The organism is Phenylobacterium sp., assembly GCF_036963605.1.
GTDB lineage: Bacteria > Pseudomonadota > Alphaproteobacteria > Caulobacterales > Caulobacteraceae > Phenylobacterium.
The window spans coordinates 12,475-34,345 of record NZ_JBALUY010000018.1; the positions used below are offsets into that span (position 1 = coordinate 12,475).

At 68.5% G+C, this 21,871-nt stretch carries 22 protein-coding genes and 1 pseudogene; 6 read left to right on the top strand and 17 right to left on the bottom strand.

The features are described from left to right. Positions 1-110 precede the first annotated feature (110 nt). Positions 111-848 carry an acyl-homoserine-lactone synthase gene (locus V7702_RS05170; RefSeq protein WP_335649072.1) on the top strand — a complete coding sequence of 246 codons (738 nt, stop codon included), beginning with the start codon at positions 111-113 and terminating at the stop codon, positions 846-848. A 120-nt stretch (positions 849-968) separates the two neighbouring features. On the opposite strand, the gene infB is transcribed toward V7702_RS05170, so the two are convergent. The 4 genes from infB to rimP form a co-directional block, all read right to left on the bottom strand. Next, positions 969-3,977, bottom strand: coding sequence for a translation initiation factor IF-2 (gene infB, locus V7702_RS05175; RefSeq protein WP_335649073.1), 3,009 nt, complete (start codon positions 3,975-3,977; stop codon positions 969-971). A 93-nt stretch (positions 3,978-4,070) separates the two neighbouring features. Beyond that, the gene (locus tag V7702_RS05180; protein WP_335649106.1) at positions 4,071-4,709 is read right to left on the bottom strand and encodes an RNA-binding protein; all 639 of its coding nucleotides are present in this window, start codon (positions 4,707-4,709) and stop codon (positions 4,071-4,073) included. A gap of 56 nt (positions 4,710-4,765) precedes the next feature. Next, positions 4,766-6,529: a transcription termination factor NusA gene (nusA, locus tag V7702_RS05185; RefSeq protein ID WP_335649074.1), complete on the bottom strand. Its 1,764-nt coding sequence runs from the start codon at positions 6,527-6,529 to the stop codon at positions 4,766-4,768. Between the two features lie 4 nt (positions 6,530-6,533). Further along, positions 6,534-7,082: a ribosome maturation factor RimP gene (gene rimP / locus V7702_RS05190; RefSeq protein WP_335649075.1), complete on the bottom strand. Its 549-nt coding sequence runs from the start codon at positions 7,080-7,082 to the stop codon at positions 6,534-6,536. A gap of 305 nt (positions 7,083-7,387) precedes the next feature. Between rimP and ppa the strand changes: the two genes are divergently transcribed. Beyond that, the gene (gene ppa / locus V7702_RS05195) at positions 7,388-7,924 is read left to right on the top strand and encodes an inorganic diphosphatase (protein ID WP_335649076.1); all 537 of its coding nucleotides are present in this window, start codon (positions 7,388-7,390) and stop codon (positions 7,922-7,924) included. A 71-nt stretch (positions 7,925-7,995) separates the two neighbouring features. Here ppa and trmB read toward each other — a convergent pair whose 3' ends face one another. From trmB to tsaB, 11 genes are all read right to left on the bottom strand, one after another. Beyond that, positions 7,996-8,673: a tRNA (guanosine(46)-N7)-methyltransferase TrmB gene (gene trmB, locus V7702_RS05200; RefSeq protein WP_335649077.1), complete on the bottom strand. Its 678-nt coding sequence runs from the start codon at positions 8,671-8,673 to the stop codon at positions 7,996-7,998. Positions 8,674-8,735: 62 nt separating this feature from the next. Next, positions 8,736-9,956: a methionine adenosyltransferase gene (gene metK, locus V7702_RS05205; protein ID WP_335649078.1), complete on the bottom strand. Its 1,221-nt coding sequence runs from the start codon at positions 9,954-9,956 to the stop codon at positions 8,736-8,738. A gap of 100 nt (positions 9,957-10,056) precedes the next feature. Beyond that, positions 10,057-10,503, bottom strand: coding sequence for a helix-turn-helix domain-containing protein (locus tag V7702_RS05210; protein ID WP_335649079.1), 447 nt, complete (start codon positions 10,501-10,503; stop codon positions 10,057-10,059). Between the two features lie 60 nt (positions 10,504-10,563). Next, positions 10,564-12,174 carry an apolipoprotein N-acyltransferase gene (gene lnt / locus V7702_RS05215; RefSeq protein WP_335649080.1) on the bottom strand — a complete coding sequence of 537 codons (1,611 nt, stop codon included), beginning with the start codon at positions 12,172-12,174 and terminating at the stop codon, positions 10,564-10,566. Beyond that, the gene (locus tag V7702_RS05220; protein ID WP_335649081.1) at positions 12,171-13,079 is read right to left on the bottom strand and encodes a hemolysin family protein; all 909 of its coding nucleotides are present in this window, start codon (positions 13,077-13,079) and stop codon (positions 12,171-12,173) included. The genes lnt and V7702_RS05220 overlap by 4 nt, the downstream gene beginning before the upstream one ends. After that, positions 13,072-13,563: an rRNA maturation RNase YbeY gene (ybeY, locus tag V7702_RS05225; RefSeq protein WP_335649082.1), complete on the bottom strand. Its 492-nt coding sequence runs from the start codon at positions 13,561-13,563 to the stop codon at positions 13,072-13,074. Before ybeY ends, V7702_RS05220 begins: the two co-directional genes overlap by 8 nt. Further along, a complete protein-coding gene (locus V7702_RS05230) occupies positions 13,560-14,513 on the bottom strand; it encodes a PhoH family protein (protein ID WP_300574395.1) in 954 nt (317 codons plus the stop codon). The genes ybeY and V7702_RS05230 overlap by 4 nt, the downstream gene beginning before the upstream one ends. Further along, positions 14,510-15,883, bottom strand: coding sequence for a tRNA (N6-isopentenyl adenosine(37)-C2)-methylthiotransferase MiaB (gene miaB, locus V7702_RS05235; protein WP_335649083.1), 1,374 nt, complete (start codon positions 15,881-15,883; stop codon positions 14,510-14,512). Before miaB ends, V7702_RS05230 begins: the two co-directional genes overlap by 4 nt. Positions 15,884-15,967: 84 nt before the next feature. After that, positions 15,968-16,375: a Fur family transcriptional regulator gene (locus V7702_RS05240; RefSeq protein ID WP_335649084.1), complete on the bottom strand. Its 408-nt coding sequence runs from the start codon at positions 16,373-16,375 to the stop codon at positions 15,968-15,970. Between the two features lie 36 nt (positions 16,376-16,411). Further along, on the bottom strand, positions 16,412-16,870 hold the full coding sequence (locus V7702_RS05245) for a GNAT family N-acetyltransferase (RefSeq protein WP_335649085.1): 459 nt from the start codon (positions 16,868-16,870) through the stop codon (positions 16,412-16,414). Next, complete coding sequence (gene tsaB / locus V7702_RS05250; RefSeq protein ID WP_335649107.1) at positions 16,867-17,523, bottom strand: tRNA (adenosine(37)-N6)-threonylcarbamoyltransferase complex dimerization subunit type 1 TsaB; 657 nt, start codon at positions 17,521-17,523, stop codon at positions 16,867-16,869. The genes V7702_RS05245 and tsaB overlap by 4 nt, the downstream gene beginning before the upstream one ends. Positions 17,524-17,641: 118 nt before the next feature. On the opposite strand from tsaB, the gene V7702_RS05255 reads away from it, so the two are divergent. The 4 genes from V7702_RS05255 (at position 17,642) to V7702_RS05270 (ending at position 20,988) form a co-directional block, all read left to right on the top strand. After that, positions 17,642-17,851, top strand: a complete 210-nt coding sequence (locus V7702_RS05255; protein ID WP_335649086.1) for a hypothetical protein — start codon at positions 17,642-17,644, stop codon at positions 17,849-17,851. A 256-nt stretch (positions 17,852-18,107) separates the two neighbouring features. After that, the gene (locus V7702_RS05260; protein ID WP_335649087.1) at positions 18,108-18,887 is read left to right on the top strand and encodes a hypothetical protein; all 780 of its coding nucleotides are present in this window, start codon (positions 18,108-18,110) and stop codon (positions 18,885-18,887) included. A 730-nt stretch (positions 18,888-19,617) separates the two neighbouring features. Then, positions 19,618-20,238 carry a hypothetical protein gene (locus tag V7702_RS05265; protein WP_335649088.1) on the top strand — a complete coding sequence of 207 codons (621 nt, stop codon included), beginning with the start codon at positions 19,618-19,620 and terminating at the stop codon, positions 20,236-20,238. A 276-nt stretch (positions 20,239-20,514) separates the two neighbouring features. Beyond that, positions 20,515-20,988 carry a GatB/YqeY domain-containing protein gene (locus tag V7702_RS05270; protein ID WP_335649089.1) on the top strand — a complete coding sequence of 158 codons (474 nt, stop codon included), beginning with the start codon at positions 20,515-20,517 and terminating at the stop codon, positions 20,986-20,988. An 18-nt stretch (positions 20,989-21,006) separates the two neighbouring features. On the opposite strand, the gene V7702_RS05275 is transcribed toward V7702_RS05270, so the two are convergent. Together V7702_RS05275 and V7702_RS05280 are read right to left on the bottom strand one after the other, a co-directional pair. Beyond that, positions 21,007-21,576, bottom strand: a complete 570-nt coding sequence (locus tag V7702_RS05275) for a NifU family protein (RefSeq protein ID WP_304712666.1) — start codon at positions 21,574-21,576, stop codon at positions 21,007-21,009. Between the two features lie 101 nt (positions 21,577-21,677). After that, a pseudogene (locus tag V7702_RS05280) lies at positions 21,678-21,871 on the bottom strand (malate dehydrogenase); the annotation flags it as partial.

Here is a 21,871-nt window from a genome sequence, read left to right on the forward strand (position 1 = left end):
GGCCGCATCGACCCGCTATGGACAGGCGAGCCCTACAACCTTAACGATCTAGCCGTGGGGCTTTTCCGAAACATCGATCCCGGTTCTTGGGACCTGGGGGCTGACGGCGAATGATCCATGTCGTCACCGCGGGCAATCGCAACCTGTACCGCCGCGAACTGGCGATGATGCATGCGCAGCGCGCCGCGATGTTCATCGACCAGCTCGGCTGGCCCCTGCAGCGGGACGCCGCCGGCGGCGAGGTCGACGCTGGGGATGACGACGAGGCGGTCTACTTCCTGGTGCTGGAGGCGGGGGGCGAACTGGCCGCCAGCTGCCGGATTCGTCCGACCGCTGACTGGAGCCTGCTGCGAGGGCCGGCCGCCCATCTGGCGCCCGGGGCGAGCCTGAGCGGCCCGGAGGAGGTCTGGGAGCTCAGCCGCCTCCTGCTAGGCCTGCCGAGCCTGCGGCCGCTGGGCCGTATTTCTCCGGGCGAGTTGCGCCTCGCCTTGCTGGAGGAGGCCTGCGAGCGCGGAATCTCACGGTTGGTCGGGCTGGCCGAGGGGCTGATGGAGACGATCCTTTTGCGCTCCGGCCTGGTGATCGACAAGCTGGGCCAGACCCTACCCTTCGGCGCCAGCCTGGCGTTCGGCTTCGAGGTCGACACCAGCCTGCATGCCATCGAGGTCCTGCGTGAGAAGCTGGGAATGGCGCGCGCGCGCCGGCTGCGGCTGCCGGGGGTGGATGTCGAGGGCGACGTCCGACCACACGAGCTGGAGGAGCTGCTCGGGGCCGCCGCGCGGCTGGAGCCCCACGATCTGCAGGCCCTCATGAGCGCCCTGCGTCGGGCCGCCGACGAGGAGAACTGAGGCTTCGCCGGAATAGCCGCCGCCGACCGCCCCAAGCCCAGGCGCGCCGGCCGCCCAGAAGAAAGGCCGGAGACGATATTCGCCTCCGGCCCAATCCTGTCCTCGGTCTTTAAGCCGCCTTTACAGGTAGCGTTTGACCTCTTCGAGATTGAAGCACTCGATGGTGTCGCCGGCCTTGATGTCCTGGAAGCCCTGGAACGCCATACCGCATTCCTGACCGTTGGGGACCTCGTTGACCTCGTCCTTGAAGCGCTTGAGCGTCTGCAGGACGCCCAGTTCCAGGACCACCACGTCGTCGCGGATGATCCGGACGCGGGCGCCCTTGCGGACCACGCCCTCGGTGACGCGGCAACCGGCCACGCGGCCCACCTTGGAGATGTCGAAGGCCTGGAGCACCTCGGCGTTGCCCAGGAAGGTTTCCCGCTGGATCGGCGCCAGCATGCCCGAGAGCACGCCTTTAATGTCGTCGATCAGGTCGTAGATGATCGCATAGTAGCGGATCTCCACGCCCTCGCGCTCGGCCAGGTCGCGGGCCTGCTTGGAGGCCCGGACGTTGAAGCCGAGGATCGGCGAACCGGCGCCCTTGGCCAGCATGACGTCGCTCTCGCTGATCGCGCCGGCCCCCGACAGGATGATGCGCGCACGCACCTCGTCGGTGGAGATCTTGTCGAGCGAGCCGACAATGGCCTCGGCCGAACCCTGCACGTCGGCCTTCACGATGACCGGCAGCTCGGAGACCTTCTTGTCGGCCAGCTTGGCCATCATGTCGGCCAGCGAGGCGCCCGCCACCGGCGAACCGGACTTTTCGCGCTTCACCCGCTGACGGTATTCGGTGATTTCCCGGGCGCGGGCCTCGTTCTCCACCACGGCCAGGGGTTCGCCCGGCTCAGGCGTGCCGTCGAGGCCAAGGACCTCGACCGGCGTGGAGGGACCCGCCGCATCAAGCTGCTCGTCACGCTCGTTGAACAGGGCGCGGACCCGGCCCCAGTTGGCGCCGGCCACGACGATGTCGCCGCGCTTCAGGCTGCCGCGCTTGACCAGCACGGTGGACACCGCGCCGCGGCCGCGGTCGAGCTTGGCCTCGATGACCACGCCTTCGGCGGTGCGATCCGGATCGGCGCGCAGCTCCATGACCTCGGCCTGGATCAGGATGGCTTCCAGGAGGTCGTCCAGGCCGAGCTTTTCCAGGGCCGAGACTTCGACCACCTGGGTTTCACCACCCAGACGCTCGACGACGATCTCGTGCTGCAGCAGCTCGTTGATCACCCGGGTCGGATCGGCGTCGGGTTTGTCGATCTTGTTGATCGCCACGATGATCGGGGCGCCGGACGCCTTGGCGTGCTGGATGGCCTCGATCGTCTGGGGCATGACGCCGTCGTCGGCGGCCACCACCAGGATGACGATGTCGGTGACATTGGCGCCGCGGGCGCGCATGGCCGAGAAGGCGGCATGGCCAGGGGTGTCCAGGAAGGTCACCCGGTTGCCGTCCTCCAGCCGCACCTGATAGGCGCCGATGTGCTGGGTGATGCCGCCGTGCTCGCCCGAGGCGACGTCGGCCGAACGCAGGGCGTCCAGCAGCGAGGTCTTGCCGTGGTCGACGTGGCCCATGACCGCCACGACCGGCGAGCGCAGAGGCGCATCGCCGTCGTCGCTGTCGGTGGACAGGAAGCCGGTCTCGACGTCGGACTCCGAGACGCGCTTGACGGTGTGGCCAAACTCGGTGGCCACCAGTTCGGCGGTGTCGGAATCGATGACGTCGTTGATCTTCATCATCACGCCCTGACGCATCAGGAACTTGATGACCTCGACCCCGCGGGTGGTCATGCGGTTGGCGAGCTCGCCCACCGTGATGACGTCGGGAATGATGACTTCGCGGGCGACACGGGCCGCTTCCTGGCCGCCGCCCTTGCGCTTTTCACGCTCGCGCTCACGGGCCCGGCGAACCGAGGCCAGGGACCGCATGCGCTCGACCGCGCCTTCATCACCGGCCGCCAGGGCCTGGATGGTCAGGCGGCCTTCGCGGCGCTGGGGCGCGCCCTTGCCGCGGCTGATGGCCTTGCCGGGCGCCGGGGGCTTGCCGCGACGATCGTCTTCCTCTTCCGGACGACGGTCGAGACTGGCTGCGCCGGGACGCGGCGCCTGACGGGCGGCGCGTTGGACTTCGGGGGTGGCCGGCGGGGCGCCAGGGGCGACCGGGCGACCGGCCCCACGGGCGCCGTCGCGGGGCGGCGCAGGCCGCGGCGTCAGGGCCGAATAGCGAACCGTATCGCCGCCCGACGGCGTCGAACGCTCACCCCGCGGGGTGGAGCGGTCCTCGCGCGGCTGATCAGCCGGCGGCGAGGCCTCGGCGCGGGCGCCTTCGCGATCCGGGCGGGGCGCGCGCTGATTGAAGCTGGTGGCGTCAAAGCGCGGCCGCGGCGGCCGATAGGTGGTGGTGCTGGCCCGGTCGTCCCGGCGATCGGGCGAGGGGGTGTAGGAGCGGGTCTGACCGCCGCCCGCGGCGGGGCCGCCGGCGTTGCGCGGCCCCTCGGTGCGGGGGCTTGCGGCGCGAGGCCGCTCGGCCGGCGCCTGGGGGGCGGCCTGGGCGGGCGTCCGGGCTGGAGCCGGCGCGCCCTTGACGGGCTCGCTCTTGGCTTCGGCCGGCGCGGCTGCAGGCGCCGCGGGCGCCGGAGCGGCCGGCGGCGCTTCAGCGGCAGGCGTGGGCTCGGCGGCCTTGGCGGCCGCCTGTTCCTGGGCGGCGGCGGCCTTGGCGGCCGCCTCGCGTTCGACGCGGGCGCGTTCCTCACGGGCCTTGGCTTCGGCCGCGGCCAGGGCGGCCTCGCGGGCGCGCTCGATGGCGTTCTGGCGCGCGCGAAGCTCTTCGCTCGACAAGCCAGACGCGTCGCCCGAACCCCGGGGCGCGGGACGGGAGTCCGATCCCCGCCGCTCGGAGGACGACGGGCCGGCCAGATTGCTCGGCGCCGGCGCGTGCGTGCGCGGACGCTTGGTCTCCACGACCACTGTCTTGGAGCGGCCATGGCTGAAGCTCTGCTTCACCGTCCCTGCGCTGACCGAGCCCGCGCCGCGGGGCTTAAGGGTCAGAGGCGGGCGTCCGCCTGGGGTTCGGCCGTTGTCTTTGTCGTCGCTCATGCGCTCGCTTTACTTACCGACCGGATGAGCCGGCCGTCTTCTAATCGTCCAAACAGGTATGACGCGCGGAACCGCAAAGTTCCGCCCGCCTCGTCACGGCTCCTCGCGCCAACTCTCTGGAAGGAGCGGGCGAAACCCCGCCAGGCGCCGGACTTCCAGCGCCCAACGATCGGCGGTACGCCCCGCAAGGAAGGCGGTGTGTATCACATTCTCCAGCCCCAAGGCCAAACCCAATTCAGCCGAGGAGAAGAGGCCGACCTGTCCGACGGGACGTGGGGAACGCCGGAGGGCGGCGAAAATCTTGCGTCGGCCGTCCGGGGCGCCGTCTGCGGCCTCGATCAGCCAGGCCGCCTGGCCCGATGTCAGGGCCGCGGAGACTTTCTCGAACCCCGAGATAAGCTGTCCGGCGCGCCGCGCAAGCCCCAGGCCGTCAAGAACCCGCCGCTGCAGGAGCATCTCCACCTGATCGGCGAGATCCGGCGGCGCCTTGGCCTTGGTCTTGGCCGAGCGGGCGAAATGGCCCTTGCGCGCGGCGATCTCCACCGAGGCCCGGTCGGCGGCCACCCAGACGCCGCGCCCGGGAAGCTTCCGCGCCAGGTCCGGCGTCACCGTGCCGTCCGGCGCCAGCACGAAGCGGATCAGGGCGGACTCCTCCCGCGTCTCGCCGGAGACCACGTCGCGGCGTTCGCGGGCGGCCTCTGCGAGGGTCGCGGGTCCGACCCGGGGCGTCACGTCGGGGTCCTGACCGGTCAGGTCCTGTTCGTTCGGTTCCGGGTCGGGCACAGGGTCTAGGTCTCGTCCGCATCCTCGGCCGGAGCCGCAACCTCGGCTTCGGCGTCCGCCTCGGGGGCCTCGGCCTCAGGCTCGGCTTCGGCGGTCGGGGCGCTGGCGGCGCCGGCCCGGCCAAAGACCATCTCTTCCTCGGTGAGCTCCGGGGCGATCTCGTCCAGATCGGGCTCGGGCTCGGGCGGGGCCTCGATCCAGCCCATGGCCACCCGGGCGCGCACGATCAGGGCCTCGGCGTCAGCCGGCTCCAGGCCAAAGCTTTCCAGGATGCCGTTCTCGCGCACCCGCTCGCCATTGCGGTTCTCGTACCAGCCGCGCAGGTCGTCCGGGGTCAGGTCGGCCAGGTCCTCGACGGTCTTCACCTCGCCCTCGCCCAGGGCCACGGCCATGGGCAGGGTGACGCCGTTGATTTCCAGCAGGCCGTCCTCGACGCCGAGCGCCTTGCGCTTGGCGTCGTATTCGGCGGCTTCGCGGTCCAGGAAGTCCCGGGCGCGGGCCTGGATTTCCTCGGCCGTGTCCTCGTCGAAGCCCTCGATGGAGGCCACCTCGGCGGTCTCCACATAGGCCACGTCCTCGACGGTGGCGAAGCCCTCGGTGACCAGCAGCTGGGCGATGACCTCGTCCACGTCCAGGGCTTCCTGGAACAGGGCGGTGCGCTCGGCGAACTCGCGCTGGCGGCGCTCGCTCTCCTGGCTTTCGGTCATGATGTCGATCTGCCAGCCGGTCAGCTGGCTGGCCAGGCGGACGTTCTGGCCGCGGCGGCCGATGGCGAGGCTGAGCTGCTCATCGGGCACCACCACCTCGACGCGCTCGTCCTCCTCGTCCAGCACCACCTTCGACACCTCGGCCGGGGCGAGCGCATTGACGATGAAGGTGGGCTCGTCCGGGCTCCACTGGATGATGTCGATCTTCTCGCCCTGCAGCTCGGCGACCACCGCCTGGACGCGGCTGCCGCGCATGCCGACGCAGGCGCCGACGGGGTCGATGGAGCTGTCATTGGAGACCACCGCCATCTTGGCGCGGCTGCCGGGATCGCGGGCCACGGCGCGGATCTCGATCACGCCGTCATAGACCTCGGGCACCTCCTGGGCGAACAGCTTGGCCATGAAGCCGCCGTGGGCGCGGGAGAGCAGGATCTGCGGACCCTTGGTCTCGCGGCGGACGTCATAGATGTAGCAGCGGATCCGGTCGCCGATATTGAAGTTCTCGCGGGGGATCGACTGGTCCCGGCGCATGATGCCTTCGCCGCGGCCCAGATCGACGACGACATTGCCGTACTCGACCCGCTTGACCGAGCCGCTGATGATCTCGCCGACCCGATCCTTGAATTCCTCGTGCTGACGCTCGCGCTCGGCCTCGCGGACCTTGCCGGTCACCACCTGGCGGGCCATCTGGGTCTGCACCCGGCCGAACTCGAAGGGCGGCAGCACTTCCTCGTAGACCGTGCCGATCTCCGCCTTGGGGTCGTCGCGGCGGGCCTCGGACAGGCGCAGGACGCCGGGAGGGGCCTCTTCGCCGGCCTCCTCGTCCCAGGCGGCGTCGTCGGACACCACGGTGACGACCCGCTTGATCACGGTCTCGCCGGTCTTGGGATCGATATTCACCCGGATGTCGTGCTCGGCCCCGTAGCGGGAGCGCGCGCCCTTCTGGATCGCCTCTTCGATCGCCTCGATGACGATCTCCTTGTCGATCGATTTCTCGCGGGCCACCGCCTCGGCGATCTGCAGAAGCTCCAGCCGGTTGGCGGAGATGCCGGTCAGGCTCATGGGTCTAATCCTCTTGGTGGGATACGGCGCCGTCGGAGGCGATGCGCTCGGCGCGCTGCTCGGCTCCGCGTTTCATCAGTTCATCGGTCAGGACCAGCTTGGCCTCGACGATCCAGTCAAAGGGCACGAGCACGGTCTCGTCCTCGCCCTCCAGGTCCAGGCAGACCTGGCCCTCTTCGGTTCCAGCCAGGGCGCCGCGGAAACGCTTGCGGCCCTCGGCCATGCGGTCCAGCTCGAGCCTCGCCTCATAGCCTTCGTAGGTGTCGAAGTCCTTCAGCCGGGTCAGCGGCCGGTCGATCCCCGGCGAGGAGACCTCCAGCACATATTCCCCGGAGATGGGGTCGGCGGCGTCCATGATCTCGGCCACGGCCCGGGACAGGGCGGCGCAGTCATCGACATTCATCTCGCCGTCCGGCGTCTCGGCCATGATCTGCAGCCGGCGCTGCTGTTCGCCGCCCATCAGGCGCAGGCGCACGATCTCATAGCCCGCCGCCTCGGCCACGGGGTCGAGCAGCTCCAGCAGTCTCAAATCCTCTGCGGTCTTGCCGCGCATAGCTCCAGCCGTCCTCAGGCAAAGAAAAAAGCGGCTGGGCCGGAGCCCGCCGCTCGAAAGCGCTATCCAGCGCTATCGGACGATGTTGCCGTAAATATAGGCCCTTGCAACGGGCTTGTCACCCTTCCCGTAACCCCCGTGGCCGAGTCGCAGCCCCCTGGGCGATAGGGCGGAGCTCTGCGCAAGAGGCGCCGGCGCCGGCGCTGATCCGCGTCTGGGCGCCAAACCCCGTTTCCCCAGACCGGTTTTGGCCCTATGGGAGGCCCTTCTCCTCCCCGAGACAGATCACAAGAGTCATTTCGAACATGGACCTTTCCAAGATCGCCATCGGCGTGAACCCGCCCTACGACGTGAACGCCATCATCGAGATCCCGCAGGGCGGCGAACCGGTGAAGTACGAACTCGACAAGGACTCCGGCGCGCTCTTGGTCGACCGGTTCCTGCATACGGCCATGTTCTATCCGGGCAATTACGGCTTCATCCCCCACACCCTGTCGGAGGACGGCGACCCGATGGACGTGATGGTGGTCGGCCCGACGCCTGTGGTCCCCGGCGCGATCATCCGCTGCCGCCCGGTGGGCACCCTGATGATGACCGACGAGGCCGGCGCCGACGAAAAGGTCCTGGCCGTGCCGGTGGACCAGCTGCACCCCTTCTATACGGGCGTCGAATCCTGGCGCGGCCTGCCCACCATCCTGACCGAGCAGATCGCCCACTTCTTCAAGCACTACAAGGACCTGGAGAAGGGCAAGAGCGTCGACATCGTCCGTTGGGCCGATCCCGACGAGACCGCCGCCCTGATCCGGGCCGGCATCGAGCGGGCCCTGAACGCCAAGAAGTAATCGGCGAAGACAGGTCTTGTTTCAGAGGGGGCGGTCAGGGTGCTGACCGTCCCCTTTTTCGTGGGCGGGCTTCAGACCCGGACGAAATCCAGGAACACCGGGGCGCAGTCGCCCAGGCGCTTTTCCTCATAGCGGGTGGTGATGTGGTCGGCCGGCGGCTCGCGCCAGTCCTGCGCCCGCTCGGCCGGCCAGGCGAAGTCCGGCGAGGCCAGGAACCGCTCCAGGGTCCAGTCGGCATAGTCGGCCCAGTCGGTGGCGAAGCGCAGCCGGCCGCCAGGCGCCATCAGCCGGGCGAGTTCGGCGATCAGCTCGGCCTGCACCAGCCGGCGCTTGTTGTGCCGGGCCTTGGGCCAGGGGTCGGGAAACAGGATGAACACCCGGTCCAGACAACCGTCCGGCAGCCGGGCCATCAGCTCGCGGACATCCCCGTCGTGCAGGCGGACATTGTCCAGGCCCTGTTCGTCGATATGGCGCAGCGCGCTGGCGACGCCGTTCTGGAACGGCTCGGCGCCCAGGATCAGGGCCTCAGGCGCGCGGCCAGCCTGGGCGGCCATGTGCTCGCCGCCGCCGAAGCCGATCTCCAGCCAGACGGTCTTGGCCTCAGGCCAAAGGTCGCGGGGATCGAAGTCCTCGAGCGGGCAGCGGATCTTGGGCAGCAGACTGTCCATCAGGGCGGCCTGCCGCGGCTTGATCGGCCGCGACTTGATGCGCCCGAAGGAACGCATCGGGGGATGGGGATCAGACGTCATGGGCAGAGCCTTAGACCGGCGCGGCGTCCCTGTCGTGGACGGCGCGCGCCGGTCGTCTCGTCTTAGGCCAGGCTCTTCAGCTGGTCGACCAGATCGGTCTTCTCCCAGGAGAAGCCGCCCTCATTGTCCGGCTCGCGGCCGAAATGGCCATAGGCCGCGGTGCGGGCGTAGATCGGCCGATTGAGGCCCAGGTGCTCGCGGATGGCACGCGGGGTGGCCCCGCCGATCAGCTCGGGCAGGACCAGTTCCAGCTTGGTCGGGTCCACATGGCCCTCGCCGTGCAGGTCCACATAGAAGGACAGGGGCTCGGCCACGCCGATGGCGTAGCTGATCTGGATGGTGCAGCGGCGGGCAAGGCCCGCGGCGACCACATTCTTGGCCAGGTAGCGACAGGCATAGGCCGCCGAGCGGTCCACCTTGGTGGGATCCTTGCCGGAGAAGGCGCCGCCGCCATGGGGGGCGGCGCCGCCATAGGTGTCGACGATGATCTTGCGGCCGGTCAGGCCGGCGTCGCCGTCCGGCCCGCCGATCTCGAACTTGCCAGTGGGATTGACCAGCCACTGGGTCTTGCGGGTGATCAGACCCTCGGGGATGACGCCTTCCACATAGGGCTTGATCATCTCCTGCACGCGCTTGGGCGTGGCCGTGTGCAGGCCGATCCGCTTCTTGTGCTGGGTCGAGACGACGATCTTCAGCACCTCGACGGGCTTGCCGTCCTCATAGCGCAGGGTGACCTGGCTCTTGGCGTCGGGCTCCAGGGCCTCGCATTCCCCGGAATGGCGCACCTCGGCCAGGCGCTTGAGAATGTTGTGCGAATACTGCAGGGCCGCGGGCATCAGCTCGGCGGTCTCGTCGCAGGCATAGCCGAACATGATGCCCTGGTCGCCGGCGCCCTCGTCCTTCTTGTCGCTGGCGTCGACGCCCTGGGCGATGTGCTCGGACTGGGCGTGCAGATAGCAGGCGAACTTGGCCTTATCCCAGTGGAAGCCCTTCTGGGCGTAGCCGATATCCTTCACCGCCAGGCGAACCTTGGGCTCCAGGCTATGGACGATTTCCTTGGTCAGGGCCTTGTTCTCGGCCTTCGAGGCGCCGGGGCGCCCGGCGCGCACTTCGCCGGCGAGCACGATGCGGTTGGTGGTCACCAGGGTTTCGCAGGCCACTCGGGCCTGGGGCTCGGCGGCGATGAAGGCGTCGACCACCGTGTCGGAAATCCGATCGGCGACCTTGTCGGGATGGCCTTCAGAGACGCTTTCGCTGGTGAAGATATAGGAGGAACGGCTCAAAATCGGGGCTCCGGTCAGGCGAAGGCGGCCGCGCACGTGGCGGGCCGGCAACTTGCCGGGCACCCTATAAAGAAATCCTTATATCCCGCAAGCGGTGCGGTCAGACTTCTTCGGCGCTCTCCGTGTCCTCGAGATCGGCTTCCGACTCCTCGGCCATGGTCCGCACCAGGTCCAGCAGACGCCGCCGCACCCGGGTTCGGCGGATGCGGGGGAACAGGGTGGCGAGCTCCATGCCCTCCGGCGTCAGCAGGAAGTCATGGACCGTATCGCGGCCGTCGTCGCCGTGGGCCTGCTGGGCGGGATCGCCGAGACCTTCGTAGAAATAGGCGATGGAGGTCTTCAGGGCGCGGGCGACCTCCCAGAGCTTCGAGGCGCTGACCCGGTTGGCCGCCCGCTCGTACTTCTGGACCTGCTGGAAGGTCAGGCCGATGGAGTCGGCCAGCTTTTCCTGGCTGACGCCCAGCTCCTTCCGGCGCAGTCGGATGCGCAGGCCCACGTGCCGATCGACCGGATTGGGGGATCGGTCGAGATCGAGGTCCTTGGTCATGGCGCTCCCTTAACCGAACTGCGCTTCACTCGCAAAAGGGCAAACCGCCCGCAAGCCGCTTCATCGCCGACGGAGCAAAGGTGCGACGCTCATAGCTCCTGAAACGAGCAGCATCAGGGCGAAGGGCAGGTTTCCGAAGCGCGAGAACGGAGTCGGCGCGTCGGGCGGCGGCAGGGCGGAGTCGATCACGCCCTGGCGGCCCTGGCTCATCCAGGCGCCGGCCTGCAGCCGGCCCCGGGCGTCGATGACGCCGGACACGCCGGTGGGGGTGGAGCGGACCAGGGGCAGGCCCTCTTCGATGGCCCGGTAACTGGCCAGGTTCAGATGCTGCCAGGGGCCGCTCGTGGCGCCGAACCAGGCGTCATTGGACACATTCAGGATCCATTCGGCCCGCACCCCGCCGCGGGCGCCCGCCTGGCCGGTGAACCGGGGGAACAGGGCCTCGTAGCAGATGAGCGGCTGCACCGGCGGCAGGCCGGGCAGGGTCAGGGGCCGCGGCGGCGGCCCGGCGGTGAAGTCCTCGGGCATGTTGACCAGGCTGCGCAGGCCAAGGCGGGTCATGGCGTCGCCAAGGGGCAGATACTCCCCGAAGGGCACGAGGCGATGCTTGTCATAGAGCCCCAGGACCTCAAGTCCGCCAGCCTCGGCCCGGCGGAAGGCGACCAGGGTGTTGAAGTAGTCGAGCTCTGCTTCGTCCCCCAAGCCCACACGGTTTGCGCCCAGCATGAGCACCTGACCTTCAGGCAAGGCGGCCGACAGGCGCGCCGCGTAGGGCCGGCCGGGCGCCAGCAGGTCGTCGATCACCGCCGGCAGGGCGCCCTCGGGCCAGATCACCACGTCCGGGGTCACCGCCGCCGGCTGGGTGGAGAGGCGCAGATAGTCGTCGAAGATCAGGTCGAGATTTTCCGGACGCCACTTGTCCTTCTGGTCCACATCGGCCTGGACGATCCGCACCACGGCCGCGGAGTCCCGCGCAGCCGGGGCCGCCGCCAGGCGCCAGAGGCCGCCGGCATAGAGCAGGACCAGGAGCCCAAGCGCGCTGGCGCCGACGATCCGCCGGCTGCGTCGCTCCAGCCCGGGCAGGACGGCGGGACTGGCGGCCAGGGCCAGGGTCAGCCAGGTCAGGCCATAGGCGCCGACCAGGGCCGCAGCCTGGGAGGGCGCGCCGCCGGCCCGCCAGGCCTCCCCCACCAGGTTCCAGGGGAAGCCTGTGAGGATGTTGCCGCGCAGCCATTCCACCAGGGCCAGCGCGCCGGCGAAGACCAGCACCCGGCCAGGCCCCTTGGGCGCGATCAGCCGATAAAGGAGGAGGCCCGCCCCCCAGAACAGGGCCAGGCCGCCGGCCAGGAAGATGAGCGCGAAGGGCGCCATCCAGCCGTGCGCCGCGGCGTCCACCAGAAAGGCCTCGGTGACCCACCAGACGCTGAGCGCGAAATAGCCCAGCCCCGCCAGCCAGCCGCGGAAAAAGGCCGAGGCCAGGGGGCGGCGCGGGCCAGCGCCATCCCCCAGCCGCAGCAGCAGGGCCAGGCCCAGCAGGCCCGGCAGGATCCCGAACGGCGGATGGGCCAGGGCCACCGCGAGACCGGCGACCAGGGCCAGCAGCGCGCGGCGCCAGGCCCTGGCCTCCAGGGCCTGCAATATGCCGCCCAGCCGGTTCAGGACGGCGCTCAAGCCTCGCCCATCGCCGGGCTGGCCGCTCCGGTCGCCCCAGCTGGGGTTGCAGCCGGGGTCGGCCGCAGGCGCACCCGCTTCACCCGCCGGGGATCGGCGTCCATCACCTGCAGCTCGAACCCGGCGGGGTGCTCGATCAGTTCGCCCCGCTGGGGCACGCGGCCGGCGAGCGCCGTGACCAGGCCCGCCACCGTGTCGATCTCTTCTTCCAGGTCCGGCGGCGCCAGGGCGAGGCCGACCGCCGCCTCGAGCTCTTCCAGGGGGGCCCGGGCGTCGGCCTCGAAGACCCCGCCTGGCCGGGCGATGATCGACTTGGCCTGGGCCACATCGTGCTCGTCGTCGATCTCGCCGACCACCGCCTCGATCAGGTCCTCCAGCGTCACCAGGCCATCGGTGCCGCCGAACTCGTCGATGACAAGGGCCATGTGGGTGCGGGCGGCCTGCATCTGCAGCAGCAGGTCGGCGGCGCGCATGGAGGCCGGCACATACAGGGCGTCCCGGCGCACCCGATGGAGAAAGGCCTCATCAGCCTTGGGACCCGACCCGTTGGCCGAGAGCAGCCGGAAGACGTCCTTGACGTGAACCACGCCCACGGGATCGTCCAGGGTCTCGCGATAGATCGGCATTCGGGAATGTTCGGCGTCGATGAAGCGGTCAACCACCTCGCCGAAGGGGGTGGTGAGCTCGACGGCGATGATGTCGGCCCGCGGCGTCATCACATCGTCCACCCGCAGGGACTGGAAGGCCACGGCCTGCCGCACCATGCGGTTTTCCGGCTCGGCCTGCGCCTCCACGGTCTCGGTGGGGGCGCCGTTGCGGCTGAAACGTTTCAGTATCGCCCGAAACCCGCCGCCCTGTCGGGGTGGGGCGGGCTCGGGCGGACTTCGATCTTCCGAACTAGTCATGGTCTCCCTGTTCGGCCGCATAGGGATCTGCAACGCCCAGGCCGGCGAGTATTCGCCGTTCCAGGCCCTCCATATCGGCGGCCTCGTCCTCGTTCATATGGTCATAGCCTACAAGATGCAGGACCCCGTGCGCCACAAGGTGCTGCAGGTGATCGGCCAGAGACTTGTTCTGTTGCTCGGCCTCGCGGGCGCAGACGCCATAGGCTAGGGCCAGATCGCCTAGAAATCCCTCAGGATTCTGTGCGGCGGGGAAGGACAGCACATTGGTCGGCCCGGCCTTGCGCCGGTATTCGGCGTTGAGGTCGGCCACAGCCTCGTCATCGGTCAGCAGCACCGCCACCAGGCCCGACGCCGAGTCCGTCTCTGCCGCAGCCGGCCGCTTGCCTGCGCCGTCCAGGGCGGCGAGCGCCGCGGCCCGCACCAGGACAGGGGCGTCCGGCAGGGCGTCGGCCCAGGCCTCGTCCTCGATCTCGATATCGATCAATCGGGTCGTCCGTTCATGGCCGCGTCGGCCTCGTAGGCGCGCACGATGCGCTCCACCAGCGGATGGCGGACCACGTCCTCGGCCGCGAAGCGGGCGACGCCCACCCCTTCCACCCCGTCCAGCAGGCTGACCGCGTGGGCGAGGCCGGAGTCCCGGGCGTTGACCAGATCCACCTGGCTGGGATCGCCGGTCACCGCCATGCGCGCGCCTTCGCCCAGGCGGGTCAGGACCATCTTCATCTGCAGGCGGGTGGCGTTCTGGGCCTCGTCGACGATGACGAAGGCCTGCGACAGGGTGCGGCCGCGCATGAAGGCGATGGGGGCAAGTTCGATCTCGCCCTTTTCCCGGCGCCGGCGGAACTGATCGACCCCCATGATGTCGGTCAGGGCCTCCCAGACCGGGGCCATGTAGGGATCGACCTTTTCCGACAGGTCACCGGGCAGAAAGCCCAGGCGCTCGCCCGCCTCGACGGCCGGGCGGCTGACGATGAGCCGGTCCACCTCGCCGCGCAGCAGCAGGCCCGCCCCATGGGCCACGGCCAGGAAGGTCTTGCCGGTGCCGGCGGGGCCCAGGCCAAAGACCAGCGGATGATCGGTGAGCGCCTTGAGATAGCGGGCCTGGGCCGGCGTCTTGGGCGCCACCTGGCCGCGGCGCCCCACCGGCAGGCCGCCAGGCGCTGCGCCGGAGCCGATGCGGGCCTGGCCGATGGCCACGCGGACATCGGCCTCGTTGATCTCCAGCCCCTGGTCGGCGCGGCTGGCCAGGGCCTGGATGGCCCGCTTGGCCATGCCGCGGGACTTGGCGTCGCCGCTCAGCTGCACGCCGCCGCCCGGCGTCTCCACCAGGACTCCGAAGGCGTCCTCCAGCAGAGCGGCGTGGCGGCTGTTGGTTCCGCTGACGGCGCGGGCGGCCGCGTCGGTCAGGACGATGAATTCAGGGGCGCGGCTCAAAGGGGCTCCAGGGCTGGCGCCTGCACGGGGCTTTCCACCAGAACGCCCGAAAGGCTGTTCTTGCTCGCCGCCTCGATGCGCACGGGCGCGATCTGGCCGATCAGCGAGGGATCGGCCTGCGCATGGACGCCCTGAAGATAGGGGCTGCGGCCGACCAGCTGGCCCGGATGGCGGCCCAGGCGCTCGAACAATACCGGCAGGGTCTTGCCCACCTGAGCGGCGTTGAACGCCACCTGCTGTTCGTCCAGCACCGCCTGCAGGCGGGCCAGGCGCTCGGCCTTGACCTCTTCGGCCACCTGGCCGGGCAGGGCCGCGGCCGGCGTGCCGGGGCGGCGGGAATATTTGAACGAGAATGCGCTGGCGTGGCTCATCTGGCGCACCAGGGCGAGGGTCGCCTCAAAGTCGGAGTCCCGCTCGCCGGGGAAGCCGACAATGTAGTCCGACGAGATGGCGATGTCGGGCCGGGCGGCCCGGATCTTCTCGATCAGCTTAAGATAGGCCTCGACCGTATGGCCGCGGTTCATGGCCTTGAGGATGCGGTCCGAGCCCGACTGCACCGGCAGGTGCAGGAACGGCATGAAGGCGTCCAGCTCCCCATGGGCGGCGATCAGCTCGTCATCCATGTCCCGGGGATGGCTGGTGGTGTAGCGGATGCGATCCAGGCCGGGGATCTTGGCCAGGGCGCGGGCCAGGGCCGCCAGGCCGCCGCCGGCATCCGGATCGCGGTAGGCGTTGACGTTCTGACCCAGCAGGGTGACTTCGCGCACCCCCTGGTCGGCCAGGCTCCGGGCCTCGGCCAGGATGGCGGCGGCCGGCCGCGACCATTCGGCCCCGCGGGTATAGGGCACCACACAGAAGGTGCAGAACTTGTCGCAGCCCTCCTGCACGGTAAGGAAGGCGGTGACCCCGCTGGCGTTGCGCGCGGTCGGCAGGGCGTCGAACTTGTCCTCGGCGGCGAAATCGGCGGCCAGGCGCTCGCCGCGGGCCCGGTGGGTGCGGGCGATCAGCTCGGGCAGCTGGTGATAGGCCTGGGGTCCGACCACCAGGTCCACCGCGGGCTGCCGGCGCATGATCTCCTCGCCCTCGGCCTGGGCGACGCAGCCGGCCACGGCGATGGTCATGGCGCCGCCGGCCTCCTGGCGGGCCAGCTTCATCAGCCGGATCTGGCCGAGCTCCGAATAGACCTTCTCGGTGGCCTTTTCGCGGATGTGGCAGGTGTTGAGCACCACCAGGTCCGCATCCTCGGGCGTGTCGGTCATGCCATAGCCCAGCGGCGCCAGCACGTCGGCCATGCGCTCGCTGTCATAGACATTCATCTGACAGCCGTAGGTCTTGATGAAGAGGCGCTTTGGGGGCGCGGCGGGGGTCATTCAGGCCTTATGGGGTCGCGAGGCGAGGGGTTCAAGCGGTTCGCGCCACCGGCGAACCGGCGCTGCGCGCGCCCTTGACCGGCCTCAGTCCTCCAGGGGCACGCCATAGAGCTCCAGCCGGTGGTCCACGAGCTGGTAGCCCAGCTTGCGGGCGATGGCCACCTGCAGGGCCTCGATCTCCGGATCGACGAACTCCACCACCTTGCCGGTCTTCATGTCGATCAGGTGATCGTGGTGGTCGTCGGTGGCCTCTTCATAGCGCGAGCGGCCGTCGCGGAAGTCCAGCCGCGCGATGATGCCGGCCTCTTCGAACAATCGCACCGTGCGGTAGACCGTGGCGATGGAGATGTGCGGATCGACCTGGTGGGCGCGTCGGTACAGCTCTTCCACATCGGGATGGTCGTCGGCGTTCGAGAGCACACGGGCGATCACCCGGCGCTGCTCGGTCATGCGCATCCCTTTTTCGATGCAGAGATTTTCGATCCGATCCACGCCGGTCCTCCTGGTCGCTGAACCTAAAGAATAGGTCTAAGGCCGCTCGCTGTTAAGATCGAGCCTCATCAACAAGGCGTCGATACGTCTGCCCCCCCGGTCGTAGTAGTCGCGGCGGCGGCCGACCTGGACGAAGCCCGCCCGGTCATAAAGGGCGACAGCGCCGGGATTGTCCTCGCCCACCTCCAGGATCAGGCTTGAGGCGCCCCCCTGGCGCGCCAGGCCCGCCGCCGCGGTGACCAGGGCGAGGCCGATCCCGCGCCGCCGGGCGTCCGGGGCCACGGCCAGGCTGAGGATCTCGGCCTCCTCGAACAGGTTGCGCGACATCACCATGCCGAGCGGCGCCTCATCCTTGGCCAGCACCGCATAGGCGCCGGCCCCGCCGATCAGGGCGGCGATCTCCGAGGCGCTCCAGGGCTTGTCGAAGGCCTGCGCGTGCAGGGCGGCCAGGGTCTCGGCCGCATCAGGGCCCGCGGGGCCAAGGGTGAGGCTCATGCCATGTCCGGTCCCGGCGCGCCGCCGGGCAGCCGGGCGTCAGGCGCCCGCAGATAGAGGGGCCGCGGCGGCGCCGGGTTGGTCTGGGTTGCGGCCAAGCGGGCCACAGCGGCAGGATCGCAGGCGGGCGCCTCAAGGATGCGGGCGTCGGGCATCAGGTCGGCCAGTAAGACTGCCCCGCTGCCGGCCAGGACGGCGTCGCGACCGCCCGACAGCTCGGCCACCCGGGCCGCGGCCGTCGCCACGTCCACGGCGTCAGGCGCCATCAACGGACGGCCATCGGAAAAGGCCTGCAGATAGACCTGGCCCCGGCGGGCGTCGATGACGGCGAAGACCAGTCCCGGACCCAGGGGCTCGGCCAGGGCGGCCAGGGTTCCGACCCCCACCACCGGGATGGACAGCGCCGCGCCCAGCCCCTTGGCGAAGGCCAGCCCCACCCGCAGGCCGGTGAAAGACCCCGGCCCGATGGTCACGCCGATCCGCTCAAGGTCGGAAAAGGCCAGGCCCGCCTCGCGCATCACGGCCTGCGCCAGGGGCGCGACCGCCTCCTGGTGGCCCCGACCCATGGGATGGCTCGCCTGGGCGCGCACGGTCCCGCCGCCCAGCACGGCGAGCGAGCAGGCGTCCAGGCAGGTGTCGAGGGCGAGCACGATCATAGGCGGGCGCTACCAGCCCCGATCGAAATTGGAAAGCGCCAGGCGGCCTGGGCTGGCGCGGGGAACGGAGCGTGCGCCAAGGTATTGGCCTCATCCTCAACCCAAGGGAGGCCCCATGGACATGCTAGACCCCAACACCGCCGCCGCCAGCTTCCGCATGGGCGACGCCCGGTTCACAGCCAAGGTAAAGGTCACGCCGGCCGGCCTGCTGGCCATCGGCGCCCTGGTCTCAGGCATCCTGCTCTCGACCTCGGTCCTGGTCTGGTCCGCCACCAGCGTGGCGCGCCGGCGCCCCCTGGCCTCGGCGGTCCTGGCCAAGCGCTAGGGAGGCCCGCGCCTAGAGCGCGTTCCGATAGGCGGACGTCGTCGCAACGCCAAATCGCCAATGACGGGGTTGGACGCAGAGCCGACGTGGAGTGAGACAGTCGGCCCTTACACATAGCTGTTATGGGGTGGCTAGCTGGGAAGCCGCTGTGATCCGCATAGCTTGGGCGAGAGCGCAGGGGAGTTGACGATACGCCACGACGAGATAGCACTGCGTTTGAGCAGCCATGCTGCGAAGAGGTGTAGCGGGCTATCGAATGGAAGATGTCGAGCCGGCCCTTTTGCCGCCGCGAACGCCCTGGCCAGCGGGCTTTCCTCAGGTGGTCGTCCATACAGAAACCGCGTTGCGGGATAATCACCCCGAGTATCTGGTAGCGAAGTCCGGCGACGCCGAAGCGGCGCTCGTGCTCGCAATTGATCTGCTGACGGATGCGGGATCAGAGGCGATTCGGGAGCTCTTGGCCGGAGAGCCGGCGATCCTATTGCCCATCACGGCGGAAGAGACATTAGGCTTCAACGCCATCCCAGATGCGATGGCGCAGGTCCTCGCGCGTGAACTGGATCTACCTGTGAGCTCCGGTGAGATTGTACAGAGCAACACGGTCGGTCACACGCGGGCGCCGGCGTTCAACCGGCTAGTGACGCCGGCCACGTTCGACGGAGAGGTGCAGTTCGGAGCGCGCTACGTGCTCGTGGACGACCATGTCGGCGTCGGTGGAACACTAGCCAACCTCAAAGGGTATGTTGAAACGCGCGGCGGACGCGTTGTCGCGATGACGACACTTACGAAGAGCCGCGATGCGCACCAAATTGCGCTCAGGCCGGAAACCCTAGCTGTGTTAAGAGACAAGCATGGTGAAGCCCTCGAAAAATTCTGGCGCGAGCAGCTTGGCCACGGCCTTGACTGCCTCACCGACGTCGAAGGGCAAATCCTTGGTCGTGAGCCGACCCTTGCCGCCATCCAGGGTCGCTTGGCTCAAGCAGCAATCGAAGCGCGTGGCCGAGGTGTCGAACCAGCGGTCGGTGCTGGAGGTTAGTAAGACGCCGTCGGCAGGGCTGAAAAGCGCTGCAGGCAAGGTCTTGAGTAGCCCGAAGTCATCCAAGTCAGCCAAGTCGCTTGCAGCTTCCGTACTAACACAACGGGCGACCGTTCTTGCGGTGAGTGGTAAAACCCCAGCGACTGCTGGGAAGATTCACCACGTTCGCGTAGTGCTATCTAATGGAGGGGCGAGCGTGGCCAGTGAGAAGACTAGCAAGAAGGCGGCATCAGCTGCTGCGAAGGTGCTGAGCAATCCTAAGTCTAGCGCCGCTACGAAAAGCGCGGCCGGCTCAGCGCTAACTCAGCGTGGTAGCGCCAAGGAAGTTACGAGCAAGGCCGCAGCTTCGAAGGCCGCAAAAGTTCTGTCTAGTCCTGTCGCCTCGAAGACGGCCAAGAGCGCCGCTGGTTCGGCGTTGACTCAGCGTCCTGGTAAGAAGACTCGCTAGCCGCGTCTTGCCCCCAGGTCTGCGCCACAGCTCCCACTAGGTCGGGTTCAGCCAGACCCAGAGGGCCGGCATGGTTGAGCGGGCGGCCGCATAGCAGACGACCTGAACCGCTGAGGAGGGTGGGAAACGGACATCGACCGCAAGCCGGGTAGCAGATCTTGCCCTCCGCCACTCATCTAGACGAGGAAGTTGTAAGCAGAGCGGTATCAGGCAAACCTCCGGTTTATGATCAGGCTGCCTCCGCACTTCCTTACGACAAATAGTGCGACATTCACGTTTACCATGCTTGCCCTGGCGCTGGGGTTAGTACCTTTTATCCAGGACGGCGGCTGGCCAAGGGCCATTGCGTTGATTGGGATTAGCGTCTGCGCGGCGTGCATCGTGGCGGTCAATCTGCCTGCTTTCCGCCAACTCACGGGCCGCAGAAGATCGCTGGTGCCCCTGATCGTCCCCTGTGTAGCGCTAGCTTTCCTGGCTGCGCTGGCCGCCGCCGTTTCGATAGACCTTCCGGAACAGGTGCGAGTGTCCAGGGCAAGCGAAGAGGAGGTGGTCGAGCGCTTCGATATTGAGGGCCTGGAGCAGACGACAACCCGAACGATTCTCAGAAGTTATCATTGTGATATAATTCAAGTTATTGCTCATGCCGATCTCGCGGGGGTCAGGACAGAGCAGGCTTGGACACGGAAACACTATCCAGGCTTTACTTTCCACGGCCAGGCGCTGGTTGATCACCGGCGGCTTCTCAGACCCGGCAACCCTTATTCCGACGTCATCTCGATCACTACAGCCGATGGAAACGCCAAGACGCTGGTCTTCGACATCAGCTCGTCATTTATGGCTCAGGGTGATCAGCGCGATTATGCCCAATACCTCCGCGATCATCGTCGAGAGTTCTGCCCCTAACCCGACGCCCTTCATCATCAGCGGACGTGTTCGGCGTCTGCTAAGGGTCGGATTCAGCCGCGGCCACCTGATCGGCAACCGGACCTTTGTCCCGGCTGAGGAATGTCCGGAATCCGGCTCTCAGCCAATCACCGCGCCTGGCGCACGGCTGACGGAATGCGGCGATGGATATGGCTGCGCCTGCTACGGTGGCCCTACGGCGCGCGCGCGCTTGAACGGCGGTCTCGCTCACCCACTCCGGAACGGCCGAACAGATTGAATTGAAAGGACGGCGACATGGCTCTGCTCGACGAGCTCAAGGCTGACCAACTCGCGGCGCGTAAGTCGAACGACCGTCTGAAGGCTGACCTGCTCACCACGCTGATCGGCGAAGCCACGCAGATCACGACCGAGGAGTTCAAGCGCGGTGTGACGGAAATCACCGATGAAAAGGTCGCCGCAACCGTCGCGAAGTTCCTGAAGAATACGAAACTGACCCTGGAGAATCTCGCGAGCGAGCGCGCGCGCCTGATCGAGGCGGGTGGCGATGCGTCCAAGGTCGACCAGCGCGCCAAGGCCGCTGAAACCGAGCGGGCGATCCTGTCCTCGTATGGCCCGAAGCAGATGACGGACTCGGAACTGCGCCAGGCCATCGACGACTTCCGAGCCGCAAACCCCGACGCCAATGTCGGGACCATCATGGCCCACCTGAAGACGAACTTCGGCGGCCAGTATGACGGCAAGGCGGCCAGCGCCTTGGCCAGGGGCTAAAAGAAGGGCGTCCGCGCCCTACAGGGTCTGTTCGACCCGGGTCACTTCGGGGACGTAGTGCTTGAGCATGTTCTCGACCCCGGACTTGAGCGTCGCGGTGGACGAGGGGCAGCCGGCGCAGGCGCCCTTCATGTGCAGCCAGACCACGCCGGTGTCGGCCTCGAAGCGGGAGAAGACGATGTCGCCGCCGTCCTGGGCCACGGCCGGGCGGATGCGGCTGTCCAGCAGCTCCTTGATCTCGGTGACGATCTGGGCGACCTCGCCCTCATAGACGGGCTCGACCTCGTCCAGGGCGGCGGCCTCGCCAGTGAACAGGGGCCGGCCGGAGGTGAAGTGGTCCATGATGGCCGCCAGGATCGGCGCCTTCAGGTGCGGCCAGGCCGAATGGACATCCTTGCCCACGGTGACGAAGTCCGGCCCGAAGAAGACCCGCTCCACCCCTTCGATATCGAAGAGATCGGCCGCCAGGGGCGAAGCCTGGGCCGCCTCCATGGTGCGGAAGTCGTGGCTCCCCTCGCCGGCCACGTCGCGGCCGGGCAGGAACTTCAGGACCTCGGGGTTCGGGGTGGTTTCGGTCTGGATGAACATGGGCCAGATGTGGCCTCTGCGGCTGCGGGGCGCAAGACCCCTGGCGCCGGTCGGACATGCGGGCCGCGGCGCGAACGCCACGACCCGCACAAACCAGGCGATCAGCCGAGCATGTCCTTCACGGTGTCGCGCTCGCCGACCAGCTCGTCATTGGTGATGGCGATCTTCGACTTGGCGAACTCGTCCATCTCGTAGGAGGTGACGACCTCATAGGCGCCCGGCGCGGTGGTCTTCACCGGCATGCCGGCCCAGACGCCTTCGGCGAAGCCGTAGCGGCCTTCCGAATTGACGGCGA

Excerpts from the sequence above, each read along its gene's own strand:
- V7702_RS05270 (WP_335649089.1), top strand. The coding sequence starts at position 20,515 with ATGGCTCTGCTCGACGAGCTCAAGGCTGACCAACTCGCGGCGCGTAAG.
- V7702_RS05275 (WP_304712666.1), bottom strand. The coding sequence starts at position 21,576 with ATGTTCATCCAGACCGAAACCACCCCGAACCCCGAGGTCCTGAAGTTC.
- V7702_RS05210 (WP_335649079.1), bottom strand. The coding sequence starts at position 10,503 with ATGACCAAGGACCTCGATCTCGACCGATCCCCCAATCCGGTCGATCGG.
- trmB (WP_335649077.1), bottom strand. The coding sequence starts at position 8,673 with ATGACGTCTGATCCCCATCCCCCGATGCGTTCCTTCGGGCGCATCAAG.
- ppa (WP_335649076.1), top strand. The coding sequence starts at position 7,388 with ATGGACCTTTCCAAGATCGCCATCGGCGTGAACCCGCCCTACGACGTG.
- V7702_RS05170 (WP_335649072.1), top strand. The coding sequence starts at position 111 with ATGATCCATGTCGTCACCGCGGGCAATCGCAACCTGTACCGCCGCGAA.
- infB (WP_335649073.1), bottom strand. The coding sequence starts at position 3,977 with ATGAGCGACGACAAAGACAACGGCCGAACCCCAGGCGGACGCCCGCCT.
- V7702_RS05255 (WP_335649086.1), top strand. The coding sequence starts at position 17,642 with ATGGACATGCTAGACCCCAACACCGCCGCCGCCAGCTTCCGCATGGGC.
- V7702_RS05245 (WP_335649085.1), bottom strand. The coding sequence starts at position 16,870 with ATGAGCCTCACCCTTGGCCCCGCGGGCCCTGATGCGGCCGAGACCCTG.
- V7702_RS05220 (WP_335649081.1), bottom strand. The coding sequence starts at position 13,079 with ATGACTAGTTCGGAAGATCGAAGTCCGCCCGAGCCCGCCCCACCCCGA.
- miaB (WP_335649083.1), bottom strand. The coding sequence starts at position 15,883 with ATGACCCCCGCCGCGCCCCCAAAGCGCCTCTTCATCAAGACCTACGGC.
- V7702_RS05260 (WP_335649087.1), top strand. The coding sequence starts at position 18,108 with ATGGAAGATGTCGAGCCGGCCCTTTTGCCGCCGCGAACGCCCTGGCCA.
- rimP (WP_335649075.1), bottom strand. The coding sequence starts at position 7,082 with ATGCGCGGCAAGACCGCAGAGGATTTGAGACTGCTGGAGCTGCTCGAC.
- nusA (WP_335649074.1), bottom strand. The coding sequence starts at position 6,529 with ATGAGCCTGACCGGCATCTCCGCCAACCGGCTGGAGCTTCTGCAGATC.
- V7702_RS05265 (WP_335649088.1), top strand. The coding sequence starts at position 19,618 with ATGCTTGCCCTGGCGCTGGGGTTAGTACCTTTTATCCAGGACGGCGGC.